General features: G+C 55.5%; 16 protein-coding genes and 3 pseudogenes. 4 read left to right on the top strand and 15 right to left on the bottom strand.

The window, feature by feature from the left end:
* Positions 1-8 precede the first annotated feature (8 nt).
* The 7 genes and pseudogenes from IPP88_09340 to IPP88_09310 all read right to left on the bottom strand — a co-directional run bounded on the left by IPP88_09340 (position 9) and on the right by IPP88_09310 (position 10,413).
* Positions 9-959 (bottom strand): hypothetical protein, encoded by a 951-nt coding sequence (locus IPP88_09340; GenBank protein ID MBL0122915.1) that lies wholly within the window; start codon positions 957-959, stop codon positions 9-11.
* Positions 956-1,234 carry a hypothetical protein gene (locus tag IPP88_09335; GenBank protein ID MBL0122914.1) on the bottom strand — a complete coding sequence of 93 codons (279 nt, stop codon included), beginning with the start codon at positions 1,232-1,234 and terminating at the stop codon, positions 956-958. Before IPP88_09335 ends, IPP88_09340 begins: the two co-directional genes overlap by 4 nt.
* Positions 1,235-1,490: 256 nt before the next feature.
* A pseudogene (locus tag IPP88_09330) lies at positions 1,491-4,306 on the bottom strand (site-specific DNA-methyltransferase).
* A 5-nt stretch (positions 4,307-4,311) separates the two neighbouring features.
* Positions 4,312-5,396 (bottom strand): annotated as a pseudogene (locus IPP88_09325) (Fic family protein).
* A gap of 166 nt (positions 5,397-5,562) precedes the next feature.
* Positions 5,563-8,651, bottom strand: a pseudogene (locus IPP88_09320) (DEAD/DEAH box helicase family protein).
* A 403-nt stretch (positions 8,652-9,054) separates the two neighbouring features.
* Complete coding sequence (locus tag IPP88_09315; GenBank protein ID MBL0122913.1) at positions 9,055-9,963, bottom strand: hypothetical protein; 909 nt, start codon at positions 9,961-9,963, stop codon at positions 9,055-9,057.
* Positions 9,964-10,032: 69 nt separating this feature from the next.
* Positions 10,033-10,413, bottom strand: coding sequence for a hypothetical protein (locus IPP88_09310; protein ID MBL0122912.1), 381 nt, complete (start codon positions 10,411-10,413; stop codon positions 10,033-10,035).
* Positions 10,414-11,534: 1,121 nt separating this feature from the next.
* On the opposite strand from IPP88_09310, the gene IPP88_09305 reads away from it, so the two are divergent.
* From IPP88_09305 to IPP88_09295, 3 genes are all read left to right on the top strand, one after another.
* Positions 11,535-11,996, top strand: a complete 462-nt coding sequence (locus tag IPP88_09305; GenBank protein MBL0122911.1) for a hypothetical protein — start codon at positions 11,535-11,537, stop codon at positions 11,994-11,996.
* A gap of 192 nt (positions 11,997-12,188) precedes the next feature.
* The gene (locus IPP88_09300; GenBank protein MBL0122910.1) at positions 12,189-12,452 is read left to right on the top strand and encodes a hypothetical protein; all 264 of its coding nucleotides are present in this window, start codon (positions 12,189-12,191) and stop codon (positions 12,450-12,452) included.
* Positions 12,453-12,454: 2 nt separating this feature from the next.
* The gene (locus tag IPP88_09295; GenBank protein MBL0122909.1) at positions 12,455-15,349 is read left to right on the top strand and encodes a hypothetical protein; all 2,895 of its coding nucleotides are present in this window, start codon (positions 12,455-12,457) and stop codon (positions 15,347-15,349) included.
* Between the two features lie 425 nt (positions 15,350-15,774).
* Here IPP88_09295 and IPP88_09290 read toward each other — a convergent pair whose 3' ends face one another.
* The 3 genes from IPP88_09290 to IPP88_09280 form a co-directional block, all read right to left on the bottom strand.
* Positions 15,775-15,963, bottom strand: a complete 189-nt coding sequence (locus IPP88_09290) for a helix-turn-helix domain-containing protein (GenBank protein ID MBL0122908.1) — start codon at positions 15,961-15,963, stop codon at positions 15,775-15,777.
* 339 nt (positions 15,964-16,302) lie between these two features.
* Positions 16,303-16,842: a hypothetical protein gene (locus IPP88_09285; protein MBL0122907.1), complete on the bottom strand. Its 540-nt coding sequence runs from the start codon at positions 16,840-16,842 to the stop codon at positions 16,303-16,305.
* Entirely contained in the window at positions 16,839-17,102 is a 264-nt protein-coding gene (locus tag IPP88_09280; GenBank protein MBL0122906.1) for a hypothetical protein, read from the bottom strand. Before IPP88_09280 ends, IPP88_09285 begins: the two co-directional genes overlap by 4 nt.
* Before the next feature lie 297 nt (positions 17,103-17,399).
* Between IPP88_09280 and IPP88_09275 the strand changes: the two genes are divergently transcribed.
* Positions 17,400-20,096 (top strand): bifunctional acetate--CoA ligase family protein/GNAT family N-acetyltransferase, encoded by a 2,697-nt coding sequence (locus IPP88_09275; protein MBL0122905.1) that lies wholly within the window; start codon positions 17,400-17,402, stop codon positions 20,094-20,096.
* Between the two features lie 82 nt (positions 20,097-20,178).
* On the opposite strand, the gene IPP88_09270 is transcribed toward IPP88_09275, so the two are convergent.
* The 5 genes from IPP88_09270 to IPP88_09250 all read right to left on the bottom strand — a co-directional run bounded on the left by IPP88_09270 (position 20,179) and on the right by IPP88_09250 (position 25,543).
* Positions 20,179-20,622 (bottom strand): universal stress protein, encoded by a 444-nt coding sequence (locus IPP88_09270; GenBank protein ID MBL0122904.1) that lies wholly within the window; start codon positions 20,620-20,622, stop codon positions 20,179-20,181.
* A 131-nt stretch (positions 20,623-20,753) separates the two neighbouring features.
* Complete coding sequence (gene rpoD, locus IPP88_09265) at positions 20,754-22,679, bottom strand: RNA polymerase sigma factor RpoD (GenBank protein ID MBL0122903.1); 1,926 nt, start codon at positions 22,677-22,679, stop codon at positions 20,754-20,756.
* Between the two features lie 249 nt (positions 22,680-22,928).
* Positions 22,929-24,737: a DNA primase gene (locus tag IPP88_09260; GenBank protein ID MBL0122902.1), complete on the bottom strand. Its 1,809-nt coding sequence runs from the start codon at positions 24,735-24,737 to the stop codon at positions 22,929-22,931.
* A 76-nt stretch (positions 24,738-24,813) separates the two neighbouring features.
* Complete coding sequence (locus tag IPP88_09255) at positions 24,814-25,257, bottom strand: GatB/YqeY domain-containing protein (protein ID MBL0122901.1); 444 nt, start codon at positions 25,255-25,257, stop codon at positions 24,814-24,816.
* A 76-nt stretch (positions 25,258-25,333) separates the two neighbouring features.
* Positions 25,334-25,543: a 30S ribosomal protein S21 gene (locus IPP88_09250; GenBank protein ID MBL0122900.1), complete on the bottom strand. Its 210-nt coding sequence runs from the start codon at positions 25,541-25,543 to the stop codon at positions 25,334-25,336.
* Positions 25,544-25,635: the final 92 nt, after the last annotated feature.

Raw genomic sequence — 25,635 nt, 5'->3', positions numbered from 1 at the left:
TGGAGAATTCATGCTTTTTTCTTTCCCGTCGCGCTCGGCGGCGCAGCCCACCGGCGTACGTCTTTTCCATCGATCTCGAGCTTCCTTTGAAAACAGATCATAGTTAGTGTGGCAACGGTCGTAAAGCGGAGAGCCAAATCGCGCAAACAATATGTGCCGAGAAGCGGCCGCAAATACTTTGTGCGGCTCGCCACTGTTTGGTCTTTTTCCGTCCGCAGTGCCAGTAAAGCTTCAATCGCCTTCAGGTGAATCGTTTGCACGGCATGTCGTGGATCTGGAACTAGATCCAAGATAATGCCAAGCACCTCTTTGGCCTCGATCTGCGGATTTCCTTGGAGCGGGCAGGCAAAATATGCTCTAAGTTCAGAACAGACCTCTTCAAGTGGCCTGCCTCCTGCAACCACTAATGGCATCTCGTCAAATGCTGGCGCCTGTGGCAATAACTCTGACAGTTTACAAGCGCATTTTGCGATCGCCAGCATATGCAGACGACGTTGCCTGGTCGTCTTGGGAGAACTGCCAAAGGCGGCCACCATTTCTTTACAAATCATATTGAAAATTTCATTGGGCGTGACTTTGCTACTGTCAATCGCTGGATGGCTCAAAAGCGTCTTCCAGACGTCCTGCATTTTGCTTTCCGTGAGTAATCGCAGGAGCAGGGGAGGATGGTCTGCAAAGTGAAAGTGGCCTAAGCCGCGCCACATTTGGCTCCGAAATTCTGCTTCAGATGCGTCTTCGTCAATGGGCAACGGAGCCTTCATTGTGTTGTTTATGATTTCTTTCCCGCGCACTTTCTCCAACTCTTCCGCGCCGCCCGGAAGTGACAAATCCTTCCTTTTCACCCTTTCATACTGGATGTCGACAGTCTTTGCAAATGATTGCCGCTTATCCATTTCCGCTTTTACTAATTCCTCATGCCACCACACAAGGTCATTGGGCGCCCACTCTGGAAATATCATTTCTTTCCCCTCAGCCGGCTTTCGCGTTCGCTTAGGGTACCTGCGAATCTCCCGTAGAACATGGTGTCTGCACCTAAACCCGCTTCCTCAACAGCAATTTTGACGAGCTTGTCATAGTTGGTTGTAACAATTGGCAAACCGCTCGATGGCTTGAGAAGGTGATGAACTAACTTTGTGAGGCGAAGTAATCGCGTGCCGGCAAAAACTTCGGTAACAACAGAACGCTCCTTCTCACTGACGAGAGCAGCCGTCGTCGCTGCGATTGCCGCCTCCAAATTTGGGGTCGGCGACTTCTGAAGAAGCGCTGCCTCAGGACCTTTAGCCTTTACTAGAGGGCATATAGCCGCCCATTAAGCCCCTCCGCCACCAACAAGCCCCCCCGCGCGGCGCCTAAACCAGGTGGCCCGCCAAGCACCCCATTATTGGCAAACTTTCGGCGCAAGATAGGCCGGAGCCCACGACAACGACAAGACCATCACTCAAATGTTCTTGTAGGCGAGTCTTGACGTCGTGCAGATTCATGTATGTGCCCTAGACTCTGAAGACCTTCATCACCTCATCCCCCAGATGATTGATCACTTTCACCGCAATCCTCCCCGACTTCGGTTTCTCAAACGCGCGTGATGTATCGCTATTCAACGTCACCCAAGCCTCTTCGTTGATCTCGGCTTTCAGCGTGGTCTTCAGCGCGCTGTAGGGGTCGTTGGCGCCGAGGAAGTAGGCGTGGCGGACGAAGAAGCTTTCTTCGTTGTAGTCGGTGTCGATGAACCAGCAGGCGATGCCGTCGGCGCCGTCGCTGCGGACTTCGCCGGTGTTGCGGGTGGAACACGTCGACGCCGTTGACCTTGATCTTCACTTTGCCATCCGGCGTTGAGGATGGTGATGTCCGGCTCGCCGAAGATGACGAACAGGTTGCCCTTGCCGGTGTTCTTGAGGTCGTCGGCCATGTGCAGGTCGGCGTTCATGCGCGCTTTCAGCACGGGGATGCGGCCGAGCTTGCTGAATTCGGTGGCGTGGGCTTCGTAGTTGAAGGCGCAAGCGATCAGCACATCGAAATCGGCATCGCCGGCTTCGCGCGCGGCGCTCACCAGATCGGGACGCGTGACGGTGCCGAACTCGGGGCCGATGAAAATGGCGGCGCGTTTTTCTTTGCCGGACTCCGCATTGCCCTCAATGTAGCGGCCTTCCGCGCACACCAGATCGCCCGGCCAAGGGGTCAACGACGTGAGAACAATCTTGTCTTCCTTGTGCGCCTGCTGCACGCCCGCTGCCTTGAGATTCTCCAGAATCATCTGCGGGAAAGTCTGCTTCTCGCCGTAGCCCTTGCCCGGCTCCGATGCGTGGTCGATCAGTTCATCATTTTCATCGACGCCCAGCACGCGGTGCGGCGACAGGCTTTCGACCGTGAAGGGACCCGCCACGCGGACTTTCCTTTTGTCCTCGTACGGCTTGTCGTAGAGTTGTTCGAATTCGGCTTTCGCCGCGATGGAGGCGTCGATTTCTTTCTGGCGGGCGATGCGGACCCGCCACCAATCGGCATGGGTTTTCTTTACGGCATCCGGCCACTTCGGATCAGCCTCACGCGGAATCTCCCACTCCTGCCAAGTTTTCTTCACTGATTTATTCAGCGCGTGGCGCAACGGCTCCAGCTTCGCCTGCCACTTGTCCGAAATGACATCGATCTCGGTATTGTTAACAATGGACTTCAGAGTAATGTGTGGCACACGTTCGTAGACGAAGCCATGGCGAATATTCCCGCGCACAGGCTGCGAACTCGGCACAGATCGGATAACTTCAGCTTCCTTGATTTGGCCCTCTCGGGAATCGGCCAGCAGGTAGAAGGGATAACGCGCCCCCATGATTCGGGCACGTGCCAGCGCCAGCGCCACACGCGAAGTGTCAATCGTGATCCATCGACGGCCCCATTGCTCGGCGACGGTGGCGGTGGTGCCGGAGCCGCAGGTTGGGTCGAGTACTAGATCGCCGGGGTCTGTAGCCATGAGGATGCAGCGTTGAACTACTTTCTCGGAAGTCTCGACAACATATCGCTTCTCAGACGCAAAACCCGCGATACCGGTGTCCCCCCAGATATTGTCTTCCTGGAATGCCGCGAAGTCCTGGAAATAGCGGACGTAATATAGGCCTTTGTTCGTGGAACTCAGCCGAGATGCCGCCCGAAGTCTCGCCATTCCTGATTCATTAGTTTTCCACCGAACTTTTTCCGAGGGGCGCAGTGTTTGCCCTTCAAAGTCGACTGGAAACCATGAGGCGGCCCCTTCGCCTTTGTCGCGGCCAACACTTTGGCTTGTGAGATTGTCAATTCGAAACAAGCGCGCATCTTGTGGAAAGTCTTGCTGCCCAGAAAGCTCCTCAGGAGTGATGGGCCTTTCCGATAAGTCAGCCAGGCGCACACGTTTGTATGCGCTTCCTCCAATCCCGCCAATCCGCTTTAGCGTTAGCGGCTGGCGATACTTCAAGTGCTCACGCGATTTCGCATAGAAGATGAGTACGTCGTATGTGCCGGACAAAAACTCCGAAGTTGCACTCGCTGTCTTTGAGAAGACGATCTGCGAGATGAAGTTTTCCGCACCAAACACTTCGTCCAAGAGTGCGCGGAGCAGGTGGCAGTTGTCCTGGCCGATTTGGACGAATACGGAACCCGAGTCGGTGAGGAGGTCGCGAGCGACAGTGAGCCGATCCCGCAGGTAGGCGAGGTAGCTATGAATTCCATCGCGCCAAGTATCGCGAAAAGCCTTCACCTGCTCCGGCTCCCGCGTGATATGCCCAGCGTTCCCATCCTTCACATCACGACTCGTCGTACTCCACTGAAAATTCGAATTGAATTTGATGCCGTACGGCGGATCGAAATAGATGCACTGCACCTTGCCGCGCAGCCCCTCGCGCTCGGCGAGGCTCGCCATCACCTGCAATGAATCGCCGAGGATCATGCGGTTCGACCAGTTCTGGTCGTGCTGGTAGAACTCGGTCTTGTCGGCGTCTTTCGGGATGCCGTTGAAATCGGCAAACAGGTCCGGCTGCGCTTCGGTGCCTTTTTGATCGGCCTTCGTCTGCTTCAGCAAATCGTCGATCAGGACTTTGGGGTGAACCTTTTCCTGGATATACAGCGGTGGCGCGTGGACAACGAGATCGCTCCAATCCTGCTCGTCCTTGCCGCGCCAGACGAGTTGCGGGTCCAAGTCAGTATTGCGCGGGTAGCGCACTTGTTTCGGGCTCTGCTCCTCCTTTTGCAGGACTGACTGGTATTCCGCCGTCGGGATGTTCTTTCGCGTCGCGCCGTCGTGCTTGATGGAGTCGACGGTTTTGGTAGTGAGCGTATTCTTGGCCATGAATTTCAGTTTTCGCCGCGCATGGATTCGCCGGTGAGAATGGCATTCAGCGCGAGGTTGATGTAGTAGTTGGAACGCCCCACCTTTTGTTTTTCCAGAAAGCCATCGGTGGTGAGTGCCTCCAGGTATTTGGTGGCAGTCAGACGTGAGACTTTCAGGTCTGCCTCAACGAACTCGATCTTGGTATAGGGATGATTGAAGAGATTGTTGATGAGATCCTGACTGTAGAATTTATGTTTGTTGCGTATACGGTGCTTGGCGTCCAGCAATGCCGTCTTAATCGCGTGAACGGTGGTGATGGCGTCTGCCGCGGTCAACTCCACGGCCTCCAGCATGTAAAGAACCCATTCTTCCCAGACGTCGTGATCGCGCACCGCTTGCAGAAGCCGGTAGTAGTCGCCTTTGGTGCGAACGATATGGCGGCTGAGATAAAGAACCGGGATGTCTAGCAAATCCTGTTTCATGAGATACAGCACACACAGGATGCGGCCCGTGCGGCCGTTGCCGTCGTAGAACGGGTGGATGCTTTCGAACTGGTGATGGATGAGCGCCATCTTGATGAGGGGATCGGCCGGGAAGAGATCGTCATCGTTAATGAACTTTTCCAAGTCGGTCATCATGGTGATGATCGTGGCGGGATCCTGCGGCGGCTGGTAAACGGTCCTTCCGCTGCCATCTTTCAATGCGGTTCCCGGGAGTTTACGAAACCCGGCGTTGTTGCATTGCAGGGCCGCCTGCACTTCCAGCAGGTGATTAACCGTCAGCAGTCGGGTTTTATCAACGGCCTCAAACCCCACGCGGAGTGCCTGCCGATAGCGCTGGACCTCTTTTGCGGCGGCGCTGGGCATCGCGTCCGGAAAGAGACCGTCCTTGAAAAGTTCATCGTGCGTGGTGACAATGTTCTCAATCGCCGAGCTGTCCTTCGCCTCCTGCATGCCGAGGAGTTGATGAGAATCCCTTCATTCGGGATTGAGGCCGCGACACCCTTCAACTCTGCCAGCTTGCGGCTGGCGGAAGCCACCTTCTTGAGGATGGCGGGCGAGTCAAAGCGCGCGGCATCTAGAGCAGTTAGTGGGTGGATTTCGGCCATTTTGTATGCAGATCAGGGCTGACATGTATAGGAAAACGGGGTTTTCTATACATGTCTGGGCGCATATGTATAGAAAATCCACGGTAGGCCGTTTTCCTGACTTCGGGAAAATGGTCGCAAGCGATCATCGCCAAGTTCCCAGGAATGTAGGGCAACTGCGAGGCTGTCATACAAACACCGCAGCTTCTTTCTGTGGCGACGTAACTCTTTCAATCATCTTGCCGAATTCGCTCTCGATCTTCTGCTCGAAGTCGCTTTCGATCTGATACACCTCGGTGAATTCCGCAAAGGCCCAGCGGCCATGCGACCCAAGATGATTCACGCCAGGAATCCAATGGCTGTCCATGGTGAGCTTCTTGTCCTTGGCATCTTCCTGGCGATAGCCTTTTATCTCGACGATGAGATGAAGGAGATCATTTTCGCCATGGCCATCCTCCACCAGCACGATGAAGTCTGGCAGGTAACGGCGCATTTCGGAGCCGTAGCGGTAAGGCACTTCAAGGCCAAGGTTTTGGTTCTTTACGTAGGCACGCACGCGTGGGTGCGACTCCGCGACACGGCAGAATTCGCCCTCCCAGTCGCTATCCAGCACCACCCAGTTGACGTGCGACTTATTCGCGTCCGTTTTCCAGCGCAGCAGTTTTGACGTATTGAAATTGACGTGGCTGGTGGAGCCGATGGGGTTGTACGGATCGAGTACAGCTTTGATTGGGCGTTCATCGGCGAAGGCGGCCGTGATGCCGTCGGTGATGCGGTTGCACGCCATGTCCGCCAGCGCCTGATACATGAGCTGGGCGGGATAGGTCTCGCCTTTGCAGACCAGGCAGGTATCCAGCCATTGCTTGGTTACACGCTTCAGTTGGCCGAAGAGATGCAGCTTTGGTTCTTCGCCGGGGTCGCGCCACTTGGTGTAGAGCAAGCGCTGCGTAAGGTGGAATAGTAGCGTCGAAGGACGAACATCTTTCAGGTGTTTGAGGTTGAGATCAACCGATGCGCCGATGATGCCGGCGTTGCGGGTGATGGTCGGGCCGACCAGTGCGGGGGTGAGGTCCAGTTCGTGGTCTTTACCAAACTTTGCGGTCAAGCGCTCTTCGGGCAATTCAACGCGATAGCCTGCGACGCGAGGAAAACGGATTTCGAGCGCATCGCGGTCAGGGCGAACTGCTTTCACTTGCACCGTTTCGCGCGGCGGTTGCGGCGGCGCGATGACGGGTTTGGCGTTGAAATCGAATGGGATGCCGAGCACATCGGCGTATTCAACGTCAAACAGGCCCTCTTCGTTGAGGTTGTATGACTGACGCCGGAGTGCGCGGCCGATCACTTGCTCGCATAGTAGCTGCGTGCCGAACGCGCGGACGCCGAGTACGTGGGTGACGGTATTCGCATCCCAGCCTTCTGTCAGCATCGAGACGGAGACTACGCAACGAATCGCACCGCCGAGTTGTCCCTGTTTACCGACGGTATTCATGACTTCACGCAATAGGGTTACGTCGTCCAGTTCCTTGCCGCGTTGCAACTCGTCGGCAAGTTTGCCGCCGCGCTCAACGATTTCACGACGGAAGCGTTCGATCTCGTCGGCAGCCATGTTGCGAAAATTGTCGTCCAAGCCTTCGCCAGATTCGAGCTGTTCGCTGTCGATCAGCAGGGTGTTGGGACGTGGATAGGGAGTGCCGTGCGCGTCGAAATTTTGGAAGAGCTCGAGACGGCCATTTTGAAAGGTGCTCGCCCCATTTTCATTCTGGCGTTGAAAGCCCGAGACGTAGTCGTACACCAGCTTTGACGTGGACGTGTTATTGCATACGATAATGAAGCATGGTGGAACACTGATGCCCTTTTCCTGCCAGAGATTAAAGGTCTTCTCGTAATGCCCGTATAACGCTTCTAGCGCAGTCTCCAAACGTATCGGCAACGCCAGTGGATCAAGCGCATCTGCCTTGCCGCGCCCCTTCTTGGGCATGTCCTTCGAGATGTTCTTCCAGAGGTCACGGAACATCGGCATTTCTTCGCCGGGAATGTTTTCCGCAATCGGCACGCGCGGCAATTTGACAATGCCGCACTCGATCGCATCCATGAGCGAAAAATCGCTCATCGTCCACGGAAACAATGTTCCTTCCGCGTAACCGGAGCCACTGAGGAAGAACGGTGTCGCGGAAAGATCGACCACACGCGTGAGCCCCAGTTTGCGATTGACGGCTTCGAGCCCCGAGATCCACAGCCTCGCTGCTTCGCTGTTCTTCTCGGCTTCTTTGCGGTCGTCACCCTTCAGGTCCTCATCGTCATCGGCATTTGGCTTTTCGCGATAGCAGTGGTGCGCCTCGTCGTTCAGCACCATGATGTTCTTCAGGCCCATCAGGTCGGGCATCACCCGCTGAAGCATCTGCCCTTCCGTTTCCAGCGTGTTGAGTGGATCACCGCCGCGTCCTTGCAGCAGCAAGCGTCCACCTTTGGAGAGTTCGATGCGTTCGCGCAATTTGAAGGCGTGGAAGTTGGTGATGACGATCTTGGCGCGCTTCACTTCCTCCAACATGTCGTCGGGCACCAGTTCACGGCTGGCGTAATAGCTGTCCGGGTCGTTCGGTTGCAGAACGCGCAGACGATCCTTGATCGTCAGGCCGGGTGCCACAACCAAGAATCCTTTTGAAAATCTTTTGCTTTGTGGCCGGCGCGCAAAATTGATTGTCTGCCAGGCGATGATCATCGCCATGACGGTCGTCTTGCCTGCACCCGTTGCGAGTTTCAATGCCAAGCGCAGCAGTTCCGGATTCGCTTCACCATTCGCGTCGGCAATGTGCTGCAGGAAACCCTCGCCAATCTTGCCCACGTGCGGCGCCACTTCGTCAGCCAGATCAACGTTTCAATTGCTTCGACCTGGCAGAAAAACGGGCGGATGCTGCTGAATTCGTGATGTCGCCAATGCTGAAGCAACCTCGCCGTTTCTGGTGTTACCTTCCAGTCGTTCGTATTCGGCAGCGTGCGCAACTTATCGACTTCTTTCCGAACCGCCGTAATGATCGCCGTGTGATCGTAGCGCTGTTCTTGCGTTGAGAGGCCCTTGCCTTCATCAAAAATCAATGGCGCTTGCTCTGCCTTGCCATGTCGCTTCTTCGGCTTCGGTATCGGCGTGATGAAATCAGCGCGACGGCGCGCCTCAATGATTTGTTGTGTCGGCTGACCCGAATCGTCAAGCTCCCAATGGCGTGTGGGATATGCGTATGGCGAATTGAGAATCGGCTTTTCGAAGAATGCGTCGGTCATTGCGTAGCTTTGTTGGTGTTACCTGCTGGCGCGACAATGTGATTTCTTTGAAATTCTGGCACTGGTGCGCATTGCAGGCCACAAATGCTTGAAGTAGCTTGCCACTGCTAGGATTTTACGGTTTTGCGCAGAGAATCAATCGTTCTATCGTACCGCATCGCCGCTGCGTAAACCCTAACCGCCTCAAATACACCGAGAGGCTCACAATTTATTGGCGGCCAGTTTCGCATCGCCTGTTGTGCAAGCGTCCGAGTCGAGCATGCTCGGAACGGTACAAATTTCTCCAGTTCCACACCACGCGGTCCAAAGATATTCGGTGCGGATGCCCACGAATATTTAGCTGTCAAGAGATACACGCAAGAAACCTTTCGCCTGCATCTTTCGTGAGATAGAAACAAACATGTCAGCCTCCCACTGAGGCGTCAAAGAAAGTTTCAGTTCTACCGTCGAACCAGTCTGGGCCACGTTTCAGCAACCTCGCATACTCAACTAGCATTATCTGTTCAAGTCGATATAGCAATGCTAGCGGACCACGCCATTCCGCAATTATGTCGTGGCAAACGCCTGCGAGTCGTTCTGCTCCTGACAGGCGAGAAATTCCAATCTTGTGCCGCGTGAATTCTGTGAAATCGATCTGCGCGAAGTAGAAGACTCCTATTGACACGGCTATCTCAGGGAAGCGAACGAAGAATTTTTCGGAATACTTTCCATTCGTTGGCTCTTTGTAGTCGATGGCCGCTTCAACGGCCATTTTTTTCATGAGGCGTGATAGTCGGCTTGGTTTCATGCCATAGCGCCGCGCAACTTCCGCGTACGTGGCAAAGAGTTCCCCGCGGACTTTGATCGTTGCCGCACGATGAAGTCTCTCGGCACTTAGGCAAATTTCGAGTGGGTGCCCAGCCTTTTCGCGGGCGGCAAAGGTCGAGTAGCAACACGTTTTGTTTTGGTATGCTTCATCGCGTTGGTATGCTTCCCACAGCGCCATATGGCTGTCGTAAGTTTTGCCCAAAAAATGGACCTTTGGCTTTTCGGGCGTCATCACAGCGCGTTTTGCGGTCCATTGTCGCTGTCTAATTCTGTTTTCGATTAGCTCTGGCCTGTGGCAATGTGCTATGGCAAGCTTTCGAATTGACTCGTGTTCGATGCCGTCGACCAGTAGCGAAATTGCCTGTTTGGAACCCTCATTGTTTGCGCGACTCACCGGCATGCATTTATGTGCGGTGCGCACCTGTGTTAACGGCATTTCCGGTTGACCATGTCCGCTCTGCGTTTCGCTGCCTTGCGCCTTGGCGTCTACAATTTGCTTGCTCATGTGATTCTCCATTTTCGGTGCGGACGCGGCCCGCTTTGGACCGCGCCACTTGGTTTACGGTATCCGGCACTAGTTCGCCTGGTTGCCTTTGCGGCCGTCGACACGAAACACTATGCCCAGCGCTTCTTCGGCGGAATATCCATAACGAAGGCGCGCACGCGCGGCATTTAAGGAACAATTTGGCTTGATGGCCGTATGCGCGGCAGCAAAGTTGTCGTATGTTTGGCCGCCGACGGTTAACTGTTTTCCTCGCGGGCGGCGCTGCGGCTTGTCAGCTGTAGGCTTCTTGGCACGACCAAAGAAGATCTCGTGGTTGGTCGAACCGCGAACCAGGCGCTTGTACGCACGCTGATAACTAATTTTTGCCGCTAACGCCAACTCAATCAGCGAGAGATAAGGCACGCCATTGACGCAAAATGGGCCGTGACGCGTCTGCGAACTGTTGCTCATGATTTACTCCGTATTGGTAAGGTATTTGCAATCACGCGATTGCAAATACCTATAGCCGCCCGACAATCAAAGGGGCGACAGAACGGCCAAAACGAAGCAATGAGGGGAAAGGAAGTACGCCAAGGTGATGAGGGGTGGCGCACATGCGACGAGCGCGCGCGTCAGCGACTCCATGCGAACTCTTCGTAAGTTATTGTATTAACATCAAATTATCAGCCTATTCCATGCGCGTCTGGCAATGACGACTTGAGCGACTCGTCAAATTCCTTCTGCCGACCGGAGCGCAAACAGCGCGCTTTTCGCGTGCCATCGTTGACATGTTTGGATCGTCGGAGTGGAATAGACCTGCTGTGTATGAATCGCTCAGCTCAGAGTTTTGCCTTGTCGAACACAGGCAAAACAGCATTAGTCCAAGACTCAGTCTGGACGGGCAATCATTGTGTGTTTTCGCCAAGAGAAATGGCTCGCGAATGCAGCTCCTTCGGTGGTGACGTTGTTTCAGTTCCCGCGCAGCGCAGAACGAAAAAACTCACTCGTACTCCGGCAATTGGCAGCAGTGTTCATGTGCAGTTACACATCAAAAGAAATGCGCAAATTGCGCATTCACGAGACTTTCGCGAAGTGATTTGCGCATGGAGCTTCGGGAACGACGGTAGCCCTTCGCGGGTTTAACAAGCCTTGCCCGCTAAAGTAGAATTTAGTAGACCCGCGACGCCTCGTGATTTTGTGGCGCACCAGTTGTAGCGATGGCGTCTATTCGAAGGGCAAGATTACGAACCTATAAAGTCCCCTCACGGCAAAATTGCAACAGAACGTGAGTGATCGCAGATCAACCATTTCCAGTCGTTCGCCGCCGGGGTTGAATCAGCCGATGTCCGGCTTGCATTGATATTCTTTCTGACGAACTGCCAGCGTTTCTGTAAAGACGCCTTGTTGCGCACCCTTTTCGAGATTGCCTCGCCAACGCCGTCGGTATGATTTATTGCTATTCGTTCACAAGTTTAGTGATTTGCACTAATATAGAGAACATTTGCAAATACTTAAGTTCGACGCTTCGTAGGGCACTTTTGCTCGCCTTCCACGCATGGAAGTTTACGAGTGGCTATAGGACAGGATATTCAATGAATCTAAAATTCCTGACGGTCTTACTCGCAACAGTAAGCACGTTCGCATCCGCCTACTGCGCTAGTGACGGAAAGTCGGCCCAATCAGTCGCCGTGTCGGTCTCGGGTAAACAGATTGCCCGCTGGGAAACTAAGGAGGCAGATATCCACCGCGTGAAGCTGCCGGCTGGGTTTGAAGTGGGTATTCAGATAGACCCAGCCGCAGCGGAAGTCTACCGAAAAATGCTCGACAGATTCCCGTCCAGTCCCGCTATTGACGAGATGGTGCGCATCCAGATTTATGACATGTCAGGCGCTGAGCCCAAGCTTCTGAGCAACACGTGGGGCGGGGCGAACTCCAAGCAAGGCTTCGGTCCACGAGGTGGTGCGAATGGAATTCCGGAGTTGATCGACCAGATAGAACTTTGGTTTCACAAGCCAGTCTGCGTTACGCGTGAATCGCCGCAAAGTTCGCAATAGTGATCCGCGAGATCCGGCCAACTATTGACCTTCATCGGCAACATTAAGTTCTCAAATGTGAATCTGGAAATCCCACGGGCCAGTCGACGGCCAACACCAATCTTCGCCGTTGAGAGGCGCGTGGAAAACTAGCAAAAAGCAAGAACATGAAAGGTCGCCTTGAATGACTAAACGCACTGTATCCGGCGTGAAGTGAAATCCGTCATGCCGCTGATCGGCGGAGTAATACTTTTTATTCTGAGCGTATTGGCATACGCCGCGCCACAATTGGTGACGCCACGGTTGGGGCCCGGCATTAAAGGTGAGGCTTACACAGCCAGCCTGACGATCGGCTCGGTTCACCCGCTGTCTAGCGCGGGCGTCACCGGCTTGCCTGCGGGATTGACAGCCAGCCACAACGGCAACGGCGGCATAGCGATTAGTGGGATACCGACAATCGCGGTACCTTTGCATTGAGCGTGACCGCCACCGACACGGTCGCCGGGACACTTGCGGCAGGTGTCAATCTGAGCATCCATCTGCTGGCGGGCAACGTTACCGCGATTTCCGCGGGTAACGGTCACAGTTGTGCGGTCGTCAACGGCGGGGCGCAATGCTGGGGCAAAAATGACAATGGCCAGCTCGGTAACAACAGTATTACGCCAAGCTTGGTACCGGTACCAACGATTAAAGCCGGCAGCAATGTGACAGCAATCTCCACGGGAAATAACCACAGTTGTGCGATCGTGGATGGAGGCGTGCAATGCTGGGGTTACAACCTTTACGGACAACTGGGGAATAACACCAACCTGCAAAGCCTCATTCCCGTTCAAGCTATTGCGTCTGGAAGTGGGGTCACGGCCGTGTCCGCTGGCGACGGTAACAGTTGTGCAGTGGCGTACGGCGGTTTGCGGTGTTGGGGGATTAATGCGGGCCTATTCTTCGACAACGTGGCCAATGTTGATGGGCATACCCCAGTGCAAGTGATTGCCGTTGGCAGCAATGTCACGGCGGTGTCGTCGGGTCTTGGCGACCCCTGCGCAGTTGTCAACGGAGGAATTCGCTGTGCCCGCACGTCAGGCTTCGTGATTCCGGCAGGAAGCAATGCGCTTGCCGTCTCCGTGGGTTCAGAACATATTTGTGCCGCTGTCAATGGGGGCGTGAAGTGCTGGGGCTCCAATCAGTGGGGCCAGCTTGGCGTGAATTTCGATTGGTCATACCGCGATCCACCGGTGCAAACAATTCCTGCCGGCAGTAATGTCACGGGTGTGGCAGCGGGCTTCCAATCCAGTTGCGCTATCGTAGACGGCGGCGTCAAGTGCTGGGGGCGCGCTGACAATGGAGCGCTGGGAAACAACAGTTTGCTTAACAGCAACTTACCAGTAATCGCCATCCCGTCCGGCGGGAACGTTGCCGCAATGACGTCAGGCGGTGGAACGACATGTGTTCTGATCAATGGCTCGGTGCAATGCTGGGGCAGCAATGCGAGCGGGCAATTCGGCAATGGCTCTGCAACGAATAGTGCCGTTCCCATGCCTGCAATTGCCGCAGGCAACAATATCACGTCGGTGGGCGCCGGCTGGACGCACAGTTGCGCCGCCGTCGCCGGTGGCGTGAAGTGCTGGGGAAGGAACAGCAGCTACAACCAGATGAATGGCGATGGCCTGCTGGGCAACAACGGTACCTCACAAAGCAGCGTGCCAGTGACAACGATTGCCGACGGAAGCAATGTTACAGGGGCATCGACCGGCGAGATGCATAGCTGCGCAGTTGTTGATGGCGGAATTCAGTGTTGGGGTGACGGCAGGTTGGGACAACTTGGCATCGACCACACGTCGCGCACCCTAGTGCCGGTCCAGTCTATCGCCGCTGGCAGCGGCGCCACCTCGGTGTCAGCTGGCGGTGGCAGTTGTGCAGTAGTTAGTGGCGGACTTTGGTGCTGGGGTGGCATCCTTTTTCTTGGAAACAACAGCAGTTCGGAAAGCCTCTTGCCCGTGCAAACGATCGTTGCGGGCAGCAATGTCACTGCAGTATCCGTCGGACGTGTGCACGTGTGCGCAGTGATCAACGATGGCTTGCAGTGCTGGGGCGAGAATTACAGCGGGCACCTTGGCAATGGCGGAACGGTGCAGAGTCTTACACCCGTGCAGACGATTCCCGTCGGCAGTAACATTTCGGCGACCTCAGCGGGTTTTGACCACAGTTGCGCGGTGGTCAACGGCGGAGTCCGGTGCTGGGGATACAACGGCTCTGGCCAACTCGGCGACAACAGTACGACGACAAGCTTGGTGCCCGTGCACGCGGCCGCGCTCACCGGCAATGTGAGTGACGTATCGGCGGGTGGCTCCCACACGTGCGCCATCGTCAATGGCGGAGTGCAGTGCTGGGGACAGAATGACTATGGTCAGCTCGGCAATGGCACCTATTTGTCGAGTCTCGTACCCGTTCAGGCCATTCCCGCCGGCAGCAATGTCACGGCAATTTCTGCTGGCTTTATCCATAGTTGCGCGGTGGTCAGTGGCGGCGTCTTGTGCTGGGGAGATAACACCTATGGACAACTTGCGGATAGTTACAGTGGCCCGACGTTACGGCACGATCGCGCACTCATTCTCGAAATACCTGCGATTCAGACCGTGACCTTTGCGCCGGAGTCACCCGTTGCTGTCGGCACCTCGCCCATCACGTTGACCGCCACCGCCTCCAGCGGTCTGACGACCTTCACATATTTCACGGCTAGTCCCGCGAGTATCTGTACGGTCAGCGGCAATCAACTCACCATTGTTGGATTTGGCATCTGCGAAGTCACGGCAATGCAGGCTGGCGATGCCAACTACGCTAGCGCTTCCGCCAATGCCAGCGTAGCCATCGGTAACGTGTTTTCGCGTAAGACGCATGGCACGGCGGGAACCTTTGATCTGCCAATCAACACCGCGCTCGTCTCTCCCACCGTCACGGTGGAGTCGCGTGCAATTGGCAATGGGCACACGATCGTATTTCAGTTTATCGATATCGTGACAACGCCGGGAACCGTTAGCGTGACACCAATGGGCATGGCGACAGCCACAGCGCTGAACAATGAAGTCCTGGTTACGCTCACCAATCTCCCCGACAACCAGCGTGTCACGGTGACACTCGTCAATGTGAATGGCTCGCTCAATCCGCCGCCTGTATCACTGGGTTTGCTGGTGGGTGACGTCAACGATTCAGGGTCGGTCGATGCGAGTGACGTCAACCGTGTCAAAGACCGGTCAGGTCAGTCTGTGTCTTGGGCGAATTTCAAGTATGACCTGAACGCCTCTGGCGTAATCGGTGCGGCCGACATTGCGGCAGTTAAGGCGAGGAAGGGGTTGACGCTGCCGACATCAGTGCAGTGACAGCCCCATTTGAAACGACCGCCCGCCGCTCTATTTCTTGCGAATGTCATGAGCGCCATGGCACAGCGTATCTGTCGTCGTTAGTAGTACCCGCCATAAGGCAACGGCCGGCGCAAAATACGCCCTTGGCGTTTCCTTGGCTCCCATCAGAAATCCTTGTATGAAATATTTCATCTTCATTCCTCCCGTAATTTCGTTATACCAAAAGTTGAAATTGCTGACATTACGCTTGAACTATTGGGACATCGCAATGTGGAATCCGCGTTCTCAGTGCGGGACGCTCTGCCTTGTTCCAAAATGCATCTGATCCAAAATAATCTCTTAGGCGCCAAGTGGTGGCGTGCGTTCATTTAATTTCAAATAAATCACGAACGCAGCGCCACCCAGACGAGTAAAGATCGCCAGTTCCAGACGACCACATCAGATTACAGCTGCGCCCCGGGCTTCAAACTATTCTCAATCCAATTCAAAACATCCACGACACGCCAACGCGGCAGGTCGCCGATCTTGGCTGGTTTAATAAACGTCTTCGCCTTAACCATCCTTTCAATTTTCCGTTTCGAGACACAAAGCAGTTTTGCGACTTCTTCTTTTGTCATAACAACCTTTTCCATAATTTACTCCGATATCAAAACGGGAATCCCGTGACATCTATAGCCGGACAGGCGTTAGTATTTGATATTTATAGAATAAATCTCGTTTTGGTGATCTTTTACGGTTACGGCGAGTCTTTTTCTTGGTTGGCTGACGGATCATTATTGTGCGCCATGTCGAGGGCGGCTTTTACGTCACGGACGCGAGCATGGTTGTATCTTTCCAACATGGCTAACGTGCGGTGTTGGGTGACCACTTGCACTTGATCAATTCGTAAACCTTTCTCGAAAAGACGCGACGTCCCTCATGCCGACAAAGTTGAAACCACAAGTGCAGGCCGAGCTTCTTGCTGACCTTATTCAAAAGCGTGGAAATATAGTCTGGCGAGCGATGAAAACCTTGTCCTTGCCCGGCACTTTTACAATCGTCGCGAGCAGGGAAAGTGCCACTTGCGTCAGCGGAATCGACGTCACGATTCCGTGCTTACCCAGGATCCCCGTCAAGACACCATTTTCGCGATCCACCTGCTGCCAGGTAATACTGAGAAGCCGCGTGCGGCGAATCGTCGTTTCGATTCCGAAGCGAATGATGGTTGCGACATCCTCTGGGACAGCCGCACAGAGCTTTTCAAGCTCATCCACCTCTATGCGTTTGTCGCGCGGCACTGGCAGTGGCGGTCGGCTCACATCGAGGACCGGATTGCGCAGACCATCCATGCCCCATTCGGTTCGCGCCTTTTCAAAAACCTGGCTAAAGACGGTCATATCCAAGCGAATGGTATTTGCCCCGATCTTCGATTGCAGGCGCGCTTCCCTAAAATTGCGAACGTCCTTGCTGGTGACCTCCGCAAGGGTCTTCTTCGTGAATGGCTCACGCTGAAGGCGCTTGATACGATTCATTTCAACCTCGGCCATTTTTTCCGGGCGGCGAATTCAGCGCTGTAGCCGGACATCGCCTGGTGTAGCGTCATCCGATGCGCCTCGGTCTTCGGCGAGTACTCGCCGCGCGCCAGGGCCGCGCTGGTTTGCAGTACCCAGTCAACGGACTCCCGCTCGGAACCAAAGGTTTTGGATTTGGATACGCCGTCGCGGCTGACGCGCGCTTCGAAGCGGGTACCCCGTTTGCCCGCGATGGGGCGGATGTTTGATTTAGTTTTCATGGACTCTATAGCCAGAGTCCAACGGCGGCCCACTGCGACACAAAACGACCTTAATACCGCATGGGCGTATTTGGGGAAGTTTTGGGGAAATGCGAGGTTTTCACTTGCGTGAAAACCTCAAACCCCGCGCCAGTATTCGATCTCGCGGAATCGCTTGCGAGTTTCAAAGAGGATTATGAGTCCTCTGCTCTAACCAACTGAGCTAACGGCCCGGTGTGACGTTGCAGCAGGCAAGATTATAGCGAAGTAACCATCGCGCAATCGGGCTATCATGGCCGCAAAACAACAAGTACCGCCATGTCCAACCACTACCTCACTCCGCTGTTGGCGCCGAAATCCGTGGCAATCATCGGCGCTTCCGAGCGTGAGGGCGCTTTGGGGCGTTTCGTGTTCGAAAACATGCGGCGCGGGCCTTTCAAGGGCGCTCTATTCGCTGTAAACCCTCGACATACGCTGGTGTTCGGCGAGAAGTGCTATGCCACACTCGCGGAATTGCCAGAGGTGCCGGACCTGATCGTGATCGCAACGCCGGCCCGAACAGTGGCGGACCTGATACGTGGCGCAGGCGTTGTGGGCGTTCGACACGCCGTGGTGTTGTCAGCGGGATTCAGCGAGATCGGTGACGAAGGGCGCATTCGCTCGACAAAGGTGAAGGCGGAGTTGGCGCGCTACGGGATTCGCATGGTCGGGCCGAATTGCCTGGGGGTGATTCGCCCTTCGATTGGACTGAATGCCACGTTCGCCAATGCGCCGGCGCGAGCGGGTTCACTGGCGCTGGTATCGCAATCAGGCGCGGTGTGCACGGCAATTCTGGATTGGGCCGCGAGTATCGAAATCGGTTTTTCCAGCGTAATTTCCACGGGCGGCGCGCTTGATCTGGATTTCGGTGAACTGCTTGATTTTCTTGTGCACGATGTCGAGACCAAAAGCATTTTGCTCTACGTCGAAGGTATTCGCGACGCGCGCGGATTTCTCTCCGCCCTGCGCGCGGCCTCCCGTGTGAAGCCTGTCGTCGTTTTCAAGGCAGGCCGTCATGCCGCCGGCACGCAGGCGGTCACCAGCCACACGGGCGCATTGGCCGGCAGTGACGCGGTATTCGATGCGGCGCTCGCGCGCGCCGGGGTCGTGCGCGTCAGGAGTTCGTTACAACTTTTTGCGGCGGCGCGCATTTTGTCCGCGGCCAAACGTCCGCTCGGACCGCGTTTGGCGATCATCACCAACGGTGGCGGGCCGGGCGTGGTCGCGGCGGATTGCGTCACGGATAACGAGCTTGAGCTTGCCAAGCTTTCGGTCGACACGATCCGGAAGCTTGACGCCGTTTTACCCCCGCATTGGTCGAAATCCAATCCTGTCGATATCATCGGCGATGCCACACCTGCGCGGTTTTCCGCCGCCGCCGATGCAATACTCGATGACGCGAATGTGGATGCGGTACTGACCTTGTTTTGCCCGCAAAGTATCACCCGGCCGGAGGATGCGGCGGCGGCCACTATCAACGCCGCATCGCGTCACGCGAAACCGATGTTCACTGCCTGGCTGGGCGGCGCGTCGGTACAGTCGGCCCGGGCGTTACTGGATAGCGCGAATATCGCCAACTTCCTGACGCCCGAAAATGCGGTTGAAGCGTTTTCATATCTCACCCGATTTCGCAAGCATCAGGCGATGTTGCTGGAATCGGTCTCCGCGTTTTCTTCCATGAGTTTTCATGAAGTCTCACAGGCGGTTGCGAAGGCAAAGAGTATTCGCGAGGGCGCGTTGAAAGAGAAGCGAACGACGCTGAGCGAAGCGGAAGCCAAGGCGCTTCTCGCTGCGTTTCGATTACCGGTCAATGAAGGCCGCCTCGCCGCGACGCGTGAAGAAGCCATCGCGGCGGCGAAAGAGATGGGCTATCCGGTCGCGATGAAAATTCACTCACCGGATATCACCCACAAGTCCGATGCCGGCGGCGTACGATTGAATCTGGTGAATGGACGTCAGCTCGGCAACGCTTTCGACGACATGCTCGAGCAGGTCAGCGCGGCGCGGCCAGAGTCCCGGATTCTTGGCGTCAATATCCAACCGATGCTCAAGTTTCCGAACCAGCATGAGGTGTTGGTTGGTATCAAGCGTGATGTCGTGTTTGGACCGGTGATTGCGTTTGGCGCCGGCGGCACGGCGGTAGAAGAGATAAACGATATTGCGCTGGCGCTGCCACCGCTCAATCCCATGCTGGGTGAAGCGCTGATCCAGGCGACGCGCATGCGGAGCCTGCTTGATGGCTATCGCGATGTACCGGCGGTTGATCGCGTGGCATTGATCGACATTTTGCTGGGCGCTTCGATGATGGCGTGCCTGTTGCCGTGGATCGAGGAAATGGACCTGAACCCGGTGTTGACACATCCGCTTGGCGCGGCGATCGTCGATGCGCGTGTGGTCATCAATGCCAAGGCGCCACTGACGGATTTGCGCTACCGGCACATGGCCATTTTTCCCTACCCGATTGAGCTTGAGCACGAAATCCGCCTGAAAGATGGTGCCGCACTGTTACTGCGACCGATTCGTCCGGACGATGCCAATCGAGAACGTGCATTCGTTGCGGGTCTGTCGGACGAGTCGCGTTATTCACGATTCCAGCATGCGATTTCCGAGCTGTCGGCCGAGATGATCGCGCGTTTCACGCAACTGGACTATGGCCGCGAGATGGCGCTGGTTGCCATTGACGTCGGCTCCGACGAGATCGTCGGCGTGAGCCGGTATTTTCCCAATCCGGATCACGTCAGCGTGGAGTTCGCGGTTGCCATCGCCGATGCCTGGCAGGGGCGCGGTTTGGGCATGGCGCTCATGAAGTCTCTGGTTCGCTGCGCGCGCGAAGCCGGCTTCGAGGCGATGCAAGGCTCGGTCTTGGCGGGCAACGTGGGCATGCTGCGCTTGGTTGATCAGCTCGGCTTCGTCGCCGTGGAAAGCGATGACCCCAACAGCAACAATCGCGTTGCGTTACGCCTCGTCGGCACCTGAACCGACGATCGAATCGAGGTCGGCGGCAAAAAGACAAATGGGTGGCGCGTAGCGATATGTATCCCGCTTGCGTGCCGGTCCGTCAACGGCACACGAGGACAGGGATGCTCGAGTGAGTCAGTACCTTGGTGGTTTCGCTGCCCAGCAACAGCGCGGACAAGCCGCGGCGCCCGTGCGATGCCATGACAATGAGATCGCATTTGCGTTTTTTTGCTGCTGCAATGATGCCATCGTAGGTCAGTCCGCTTCGGACGAACAGTAGCTGTACCGAAAACTCCTTGGCTTTGGCGCGCTTTTCTGCCGCCGCCAGAATCTTGTCGGCACGGTCTTTCATTACCTTGTCCCATGCATCACCTGTTATCGGTTCCAGCACGTATCCATCGCCCGCGGGCGTTACCGGATAAGGCGGAATGACGGTCAGCACGGTCAGTGTGGCGCCTATTTCCTTTGCAAATGCGATGGCTTTGTCGACCGCTTTCATTGACAATTTTGAGCCATCGGTCGGTACCAGAATGTTCTTGAACATGAATTCACCTCGCCAATTGGTAATTCCAGAATAGGCCTCGCCGTCAGGCGTATCTTGACGCCAATCAAACGACATGAAAAAAACGGCCGGTAATACCGGCCGTTTTCGTGGCAACAAGACAAATTTCGCGATCAGCTATCGGTCTCAAGAAAGCTCTTGAGCTTCTCCGAACGCGAAGGATGACGCAACTTGCGCAACGCCTTGGCTTCAATCTGGCGAATGCGTTCGCGTGTGACATCAAACTGTTTGCCGACTTCCTCAAGGGTGTGATCGGTGTTCATTTCGATGCCGAAGCGCATACGCAGCACTTTTGCCTCGCGTGGCGTCAACGAATCCAGCACATCCTTGGTCACATCGCGCAGCGAGGTGTATTGAGCGGAATCATCAGGTGCCAGTGTCTGCATATCCTCGATGAAATCGCCCAGATGCGAATCGTCGTCGTCGCCGATCGGCGTCTCCATTGAAATCGGCTCTTTGCTGATTTTTAGGATCTTGCGGATCTTGTCTTCCGGCATCTCCATCTTCTTTGCCAAGGTTGCCGGGTCGGGCTCAAGCCCTGTTTCCTGGAGGATTTGACGAGAAATGCGGTTCATCTTGTTGATGGTCTCGATCATGTGCACCGGGATTCGAATGGTGCGCGCCTGATCGGCAATGGACCGAGTGATCGCCTGACGGATCCACCAAGTGGCGTACGTCGAGAATTTGTAGCCGCGGCGATATTCGAATTTATCCACCGCTTTCATCAGGCCGATATTGCCTTCCTGTATCAGGTCGAGGAACTGCAATCCACGATTGGTGTATTTCTTGGCAATCGAGATCACGAGGCGCAAGTTGGCCTCGATCATTTCGCGCTTGGCGCGACGTGCCTTGGCTTCGCCGGTACTCATCTGGCGCGCAATTTCCTTCAATTCCTTGACCGGAATGCCAACTTCCTTTTGCAGGCTGATCAGCGCTTCCTGCCTTTCGACAATCGACGGTTTGAATTTTGCCAAGGCAGCGCCATAGCCCTTGCCATGGGCAATTTCATCGGCGATCCACTTCACATTGGTTTCGTTGCCCGGAAAGGATTTGATGAAGTGCGGGCGCGGCATCCCGGAATTTTTGACGCACAACTCCTGAATATGGCGTTCGCTGCGGCGAATGGTATCGACCAGTCCGCGCAGGCCGTTGCAAAGGCTTTCAACCTGCTTGGCTGAGAAACGGATCTGCATAAGTTCGGCGGAAATTTCTTCCTGCAAATCCTTGTAGGCGCGCGAGCGATGCCCCTTGTCGGCCAGCGCCTTGCGCATCTTCTTGTGCAGTTTGCGGATCGAGTTGAAGCGAGCCAGCGAATCCTGTTTCAGTTGCTCCAGATTCGCGGCGGCGATTGAGCCGTCTTCGTCCTCTTCTTCTTCTTCGATTTCCTCGTCTTCGAGATCCTCGTCTGACAATTCCGCTTCGGATACCTGGTCCTCATTCGGATCCACCAGACCATCGATGACTTCGTCAATACGCAACTCGTCGCGCTCGACCTTGTCGGCCAATGCAAGAATTTCCTCGATTGTCGTCGGACAGGACGAAATCGCATAGATCATGTGCTTCAAGCCGTCTTCGATACGCTTGGCGATTTCAATCTCGCCCTCGCGTGTCAACAATTCCACCGATCCCATTTCGCGCATGTACATACGGACGGGGTCAGTGGTACGGCCAAACTCGGAATCGACGGATGAGAGCGCTTGCGCGGCTTCCTCTTCGGCGTCGTCATCGTCGGCAGCAGCGGGAGCCGCCTCGTTGAGCAGCAACGTTTCGGCATCGGGTGCGACGTCGTAAACCTGGATGCCCATGTCATTGAAGGTCGAGGTGATCGACTCAATTTGTTCGGCGTCCACCACGTCGGGGAGGTGGTCATTGATTTCGGCATATGTCAGAAATCCCCGTTCCTTGCCGAGCATGATCAGGCTCTTCAGGCGGGTTTTTTGCGCTTCAACGTCAACAGGAACCTTCGCATCGCGAGCGGCTTTGAAGCTGGTGACTGGGGACTCGTCGCTGTCGCGAGCGGTTTTGGGTTTGCGGGCCATGTCGTTTGATCCGTCGCTTGAATGAGCGGCTAGTGAGGAAAATTGCAGATTCTGAAAGGGGTACCCCGAACAATGCTTGCGCGCGAAAAATGCTCACCGCGCGTTGTTGTTGAACAGGGAACCGTACATTTTAACCGAATCCGGCTTTTTTCGAAAGCCGTTCAGGTACTTGGGGCCGGAAGACCGGTAATTCAAGGGGGCGGACACCCGGTGGTGGCCTGTTACCGGCCTGCGCTTGGCTAAGCGAAGTTAACTCAACCCCATGTCTCGCGCACGACGCAGGGTTTCGCTTTTTTTCTGTGCGGCAATCGCTTCATCGCGAAGGCGCGCCAAGGCCTCGTCAAACTCTGCGTCAAGATCAAAATCCGGGTGCGCGGTTTCCATGTCCGTGAGCAAAGGGTGACACGCGGCTCGCTCCAGTTCACTCTCATCCGCGGAACCGCGAAAATGCTCGATAACCTGCGCCTGGGTTACCTCGAAATCATGATCGCGCACAAAGGCGGCGACACGCGACGCAACACCAACCACGGATGGATCATCATCGGCAACCGTAATGTCAAAGCGGCCGGCCAACCCGGGCTTCAGAAGAATTCTGGCAATGATCTGCGCAGCCAGCCCGGCGGGAGAGGATTTGCGCCGCGGAACCGGGGCGCCCGGCTCGGGGCCGCGAAATCTGTTGCGTGAGAATCCGCGTTCACCCTTTGGCCGATCTGGCGCGTTGCCGGACTGTTTTGATGTCGCTTCCCGATGCTCGGCGGTGGATTGCGGGGCATTGGCCGATGCAATTGGAATCAAACGTTGTATTTCAACCAAGCCTAGTCCGATCAGGTCCGCCAGTTTTCGTTGCAGCATCATTGCCATTGCCGGAGCGGTGATTTGCGAAATGAGTGGTTTGACGTAGGTGAGGAAACGGGAGCGGCCTTCTTCATTGTCGAGATCGACTTGCGACGAAAGCTCATCGAACAGGTACGCAGATAGCGGCTTGGCAATCTTCAGTTCCGCAAGGAACGCCTCTTTGCCCAAGCGTCGAACAAAGGTATCCGGGTCGTCCTCGGCGGGAAGAAACAGGAAACGCACGTCCTTGCCATCCGCGAGCACAGGCAATGACTGTTCCAATGCCCGCCACGCGGCCTTGCGACCTGCCTTGTCGCCGTCAAAACTGAACACGAGGTTATCCGCCATCCGCAACAACTTTTGCACGTGGGTCGGCGTCGTCGCCGTGCCCAAGGTCGCCACGGCGTTTTCGACGCCAGCCTGGGCAAGGGCCACGACATCCATGTAGCCCTCAACGATAATCGCGGTTTGGGAATCCCGAATCGCCCGCCGCGCCTGAAACAGTCCATACAGTTCACGACCCTTTTCAAACAGCGGCGTCTCCGGCGAATTCAGATATTTCGGTTCACCCTGCCCGATGACACGACCGCCGAATCCAATGACATTTCCGCGCGCGTCCAGAATCGGAAACATGACGCGATCACGAAAGCGGTCGTACCGCTTGCCCTCATCGTTATCGATAACGAGGCCGCATTCATTCAATGCCGAGGCGGTGTAATCCTCGACGGCTCCTTTCAGTCCCTGCCAATCGTCTGGTGAATAGCCAAGGCCAAATTTGGCGGCAATTTCTCCCGAAACGCCGCGACTTTTAAAGTAATCGATGGCTTTCGGGGTACGTTTCAACTCGCGACGGTAGAAGTTCATCGCTGCGAGCATCACTTCGCCGAGACTCGCCGCTTCCTTGGCGCGCTCAAGGGATTCTTCCCGATTTGCCTCCACAGGCAAAGTCATGCCGACGTTTTCCGAAAGCTCCTGAACGGCATCGCGAAAGCCCATCCCGGAGTACTCCATCAGGAACGATATGGCGGTGCCATGCACGCCGCATCCGAAGCAGTGATAGAACTGTTTGGTGGGTGACACCGAAAAGCTCGGGGTTTTTTCGTTGTGAAACGGGCAGCAGGCAGAATAGTTCTGACCGGCCTTCTTGAGCTTCACGTGTTTGTCTATCACGTCGACAATATCGACGCGGGCGAGCAATTGTTGGATAAAATCCTGCGGAATCATGGCCTATTGATTATACGGCTCACGCAAAAACAAAGCCCCGCAGCGCGGGGCCCGTTGCAACGCGAAAGCACGGCAATCATCCAAGCCGCGCTTTAACCAACCCGGAAAGCCGGCCCATGTCCGCGCGTCCGGCGACTTTAGGCCGTAACGCATTCATGACCTTGCCCATATCCTTGGCGGATGTTGCGCCGGTTTCGGCAATTACGCCGGTCAGAATGGCATCCACGTCGGCATCCGATAGCTGTGCTGGCATGTAAGCCGACAAGACGTTGACTTCGAATTCTTCCCTGGCGACGAGATCTAGGCGATTGCCTGCCGTGTATTGTTCAATCGAATCCTTGCGTTGTTTCAGCATTTTCTCGATGATCGCCAGCACCAGATCATCGGTCAGCTCAATGCGTTCATCGACCTCTTTCTGTTTGAGCGCCGCTTGCAGCAAACGAATTGCCCCCAGTTTTTCAGATTCGCGCGCTTTCATTGCAGCCTTCATGTCTTCCGTGATTTTTTCGCGCAATGTCATTTGATATCTCCAGAAAGGAAAAAAGGCAGGGGACGTTTGTCACCTGCCTTGAAATAATTCTAAACGTCCGGGCTGATTAGTACAGCTTCGGCGGCAGCATTTGGCTGCGCAGCCGCTTGAAACGGCGCTTCACGGCGGCGGCATGCTTGCGCTTGCGCTCAGCGGTAGGCTTTTCATAGAACTCACGGGCACGAAGCTCCGTCAGCAGACCGGTCTTTTCAATGGCACGCTTGAAGCGGCGCAACGCCACATCGAACGGCTCATTTTCTTTCAATCGAACTAACATTCAAATTACCTTTCTAGTTATGCCCAGCCAATCCCTGAGGAATTGTGGGTCTGAAGTTGTAAAACTGCCCTCCGCAGGACGGAGAGCCCAAT

It is taken from the genome of Betaproteobacteria bacterium (genome assembly GCA_016720925.1).
Classification (GTDB): Bacteria; Pseudomonadota; Gammaproteobacteria; order Burkholderiales; family Usitatibacteraceae; genus UKL13-2.
The sequence above is the reverse complement of the archived record's forward strand: the minus strand, read 5'-3'. Positions and strand labels throughout refer to the sequence as shown.

Coding starts and splice junctions, on each gene's coding strand:
- IPP88_09280 (MBL0122906.1), bottom strand. CDS start 17,102: ATGAAAACTAAATCAAACATCCGCCCCATCGCGGGCAAACGGGGTACC.
- IPP88_09290 (MBL0122908.1), bottom strand. CDS start 15,963: ATGGAAAAGGTTGTTATGACAAAAGAAGAAGTCGCAAAACTGCTTTGT.
- IPP88_09275 (MBL0122905.1), top strand. CDS start 17,400: ATGTCCAACCACTACCTCACTCCGCTGTTGGCGCCGAAATCCGTGGCA.
- rpoD (MBL0122903.1), bottom strand. CDS start 22,679: ATGGCCCGCAAACCCAAAACCGCTCGCGACAGCGACGAGTCCCCAGTC.
- IPP88_09310 (MBL0122912.1), bottom strand. CDS start 10,413: ATGAGCAACAGTTCGCAGACGCGTCACGGCCCATTTTGCGTCAATGGC.
- IPP88_09270 (MBL0122904.1), bottom strand. CDS start 20,622: ATGTTCAAGAACATTCTGGTACCGACCGATGGCTCAAAATTGTCAATG.
- IPP88_09340 (MBL0122915.1), bottom strand. CDS start 959: ATGATATTTCCAGAGTGGGCGCCCAATGACCTTGTGTGGTGGCATGAG.
- IPP88_09315 (MBL0122913.1), bottom strand. CDS start 9,963: ATGAGCAAGCAAATTGTAGACGCCAAGGCGCAAGGCAGCGAAACGCAG.
- IPP88_09285 (MBL0122907.1), bottom strand. CDS start 16,842: ATGAATCGTATCAAGCGCCTTCAGCGTGAGCCATTCACGAAGAAGACC.
- IPP88_09255 (MBL0122901.1), bottom strand. CDS start 25,257: ATGACATTGCGCGAAAAAATCACGGAAGACATGAAGGCTGCAATGAAA.
- IPP88_09250 (MBL0122900.1), bottom strand. CDS start 25,543: ATGTTAGTTCGATTGAAAGAAAATGAGCCGTTCGATGTGGCGTTGCGC.
- IPP88_09305 (MBL0122911.1), top strand. CDS start 11,535: ATGAATCTAAAATTCCTGACGGTCTTACTCGCAACAGTAAGCACGTTC.
- IPP88_09260 (MBL0122902.1), bottom strand. CDS start 24,737: ATGATTCCGCAGGATTTTATCCAACAATTGCTCGCCCGCGTCGATATT.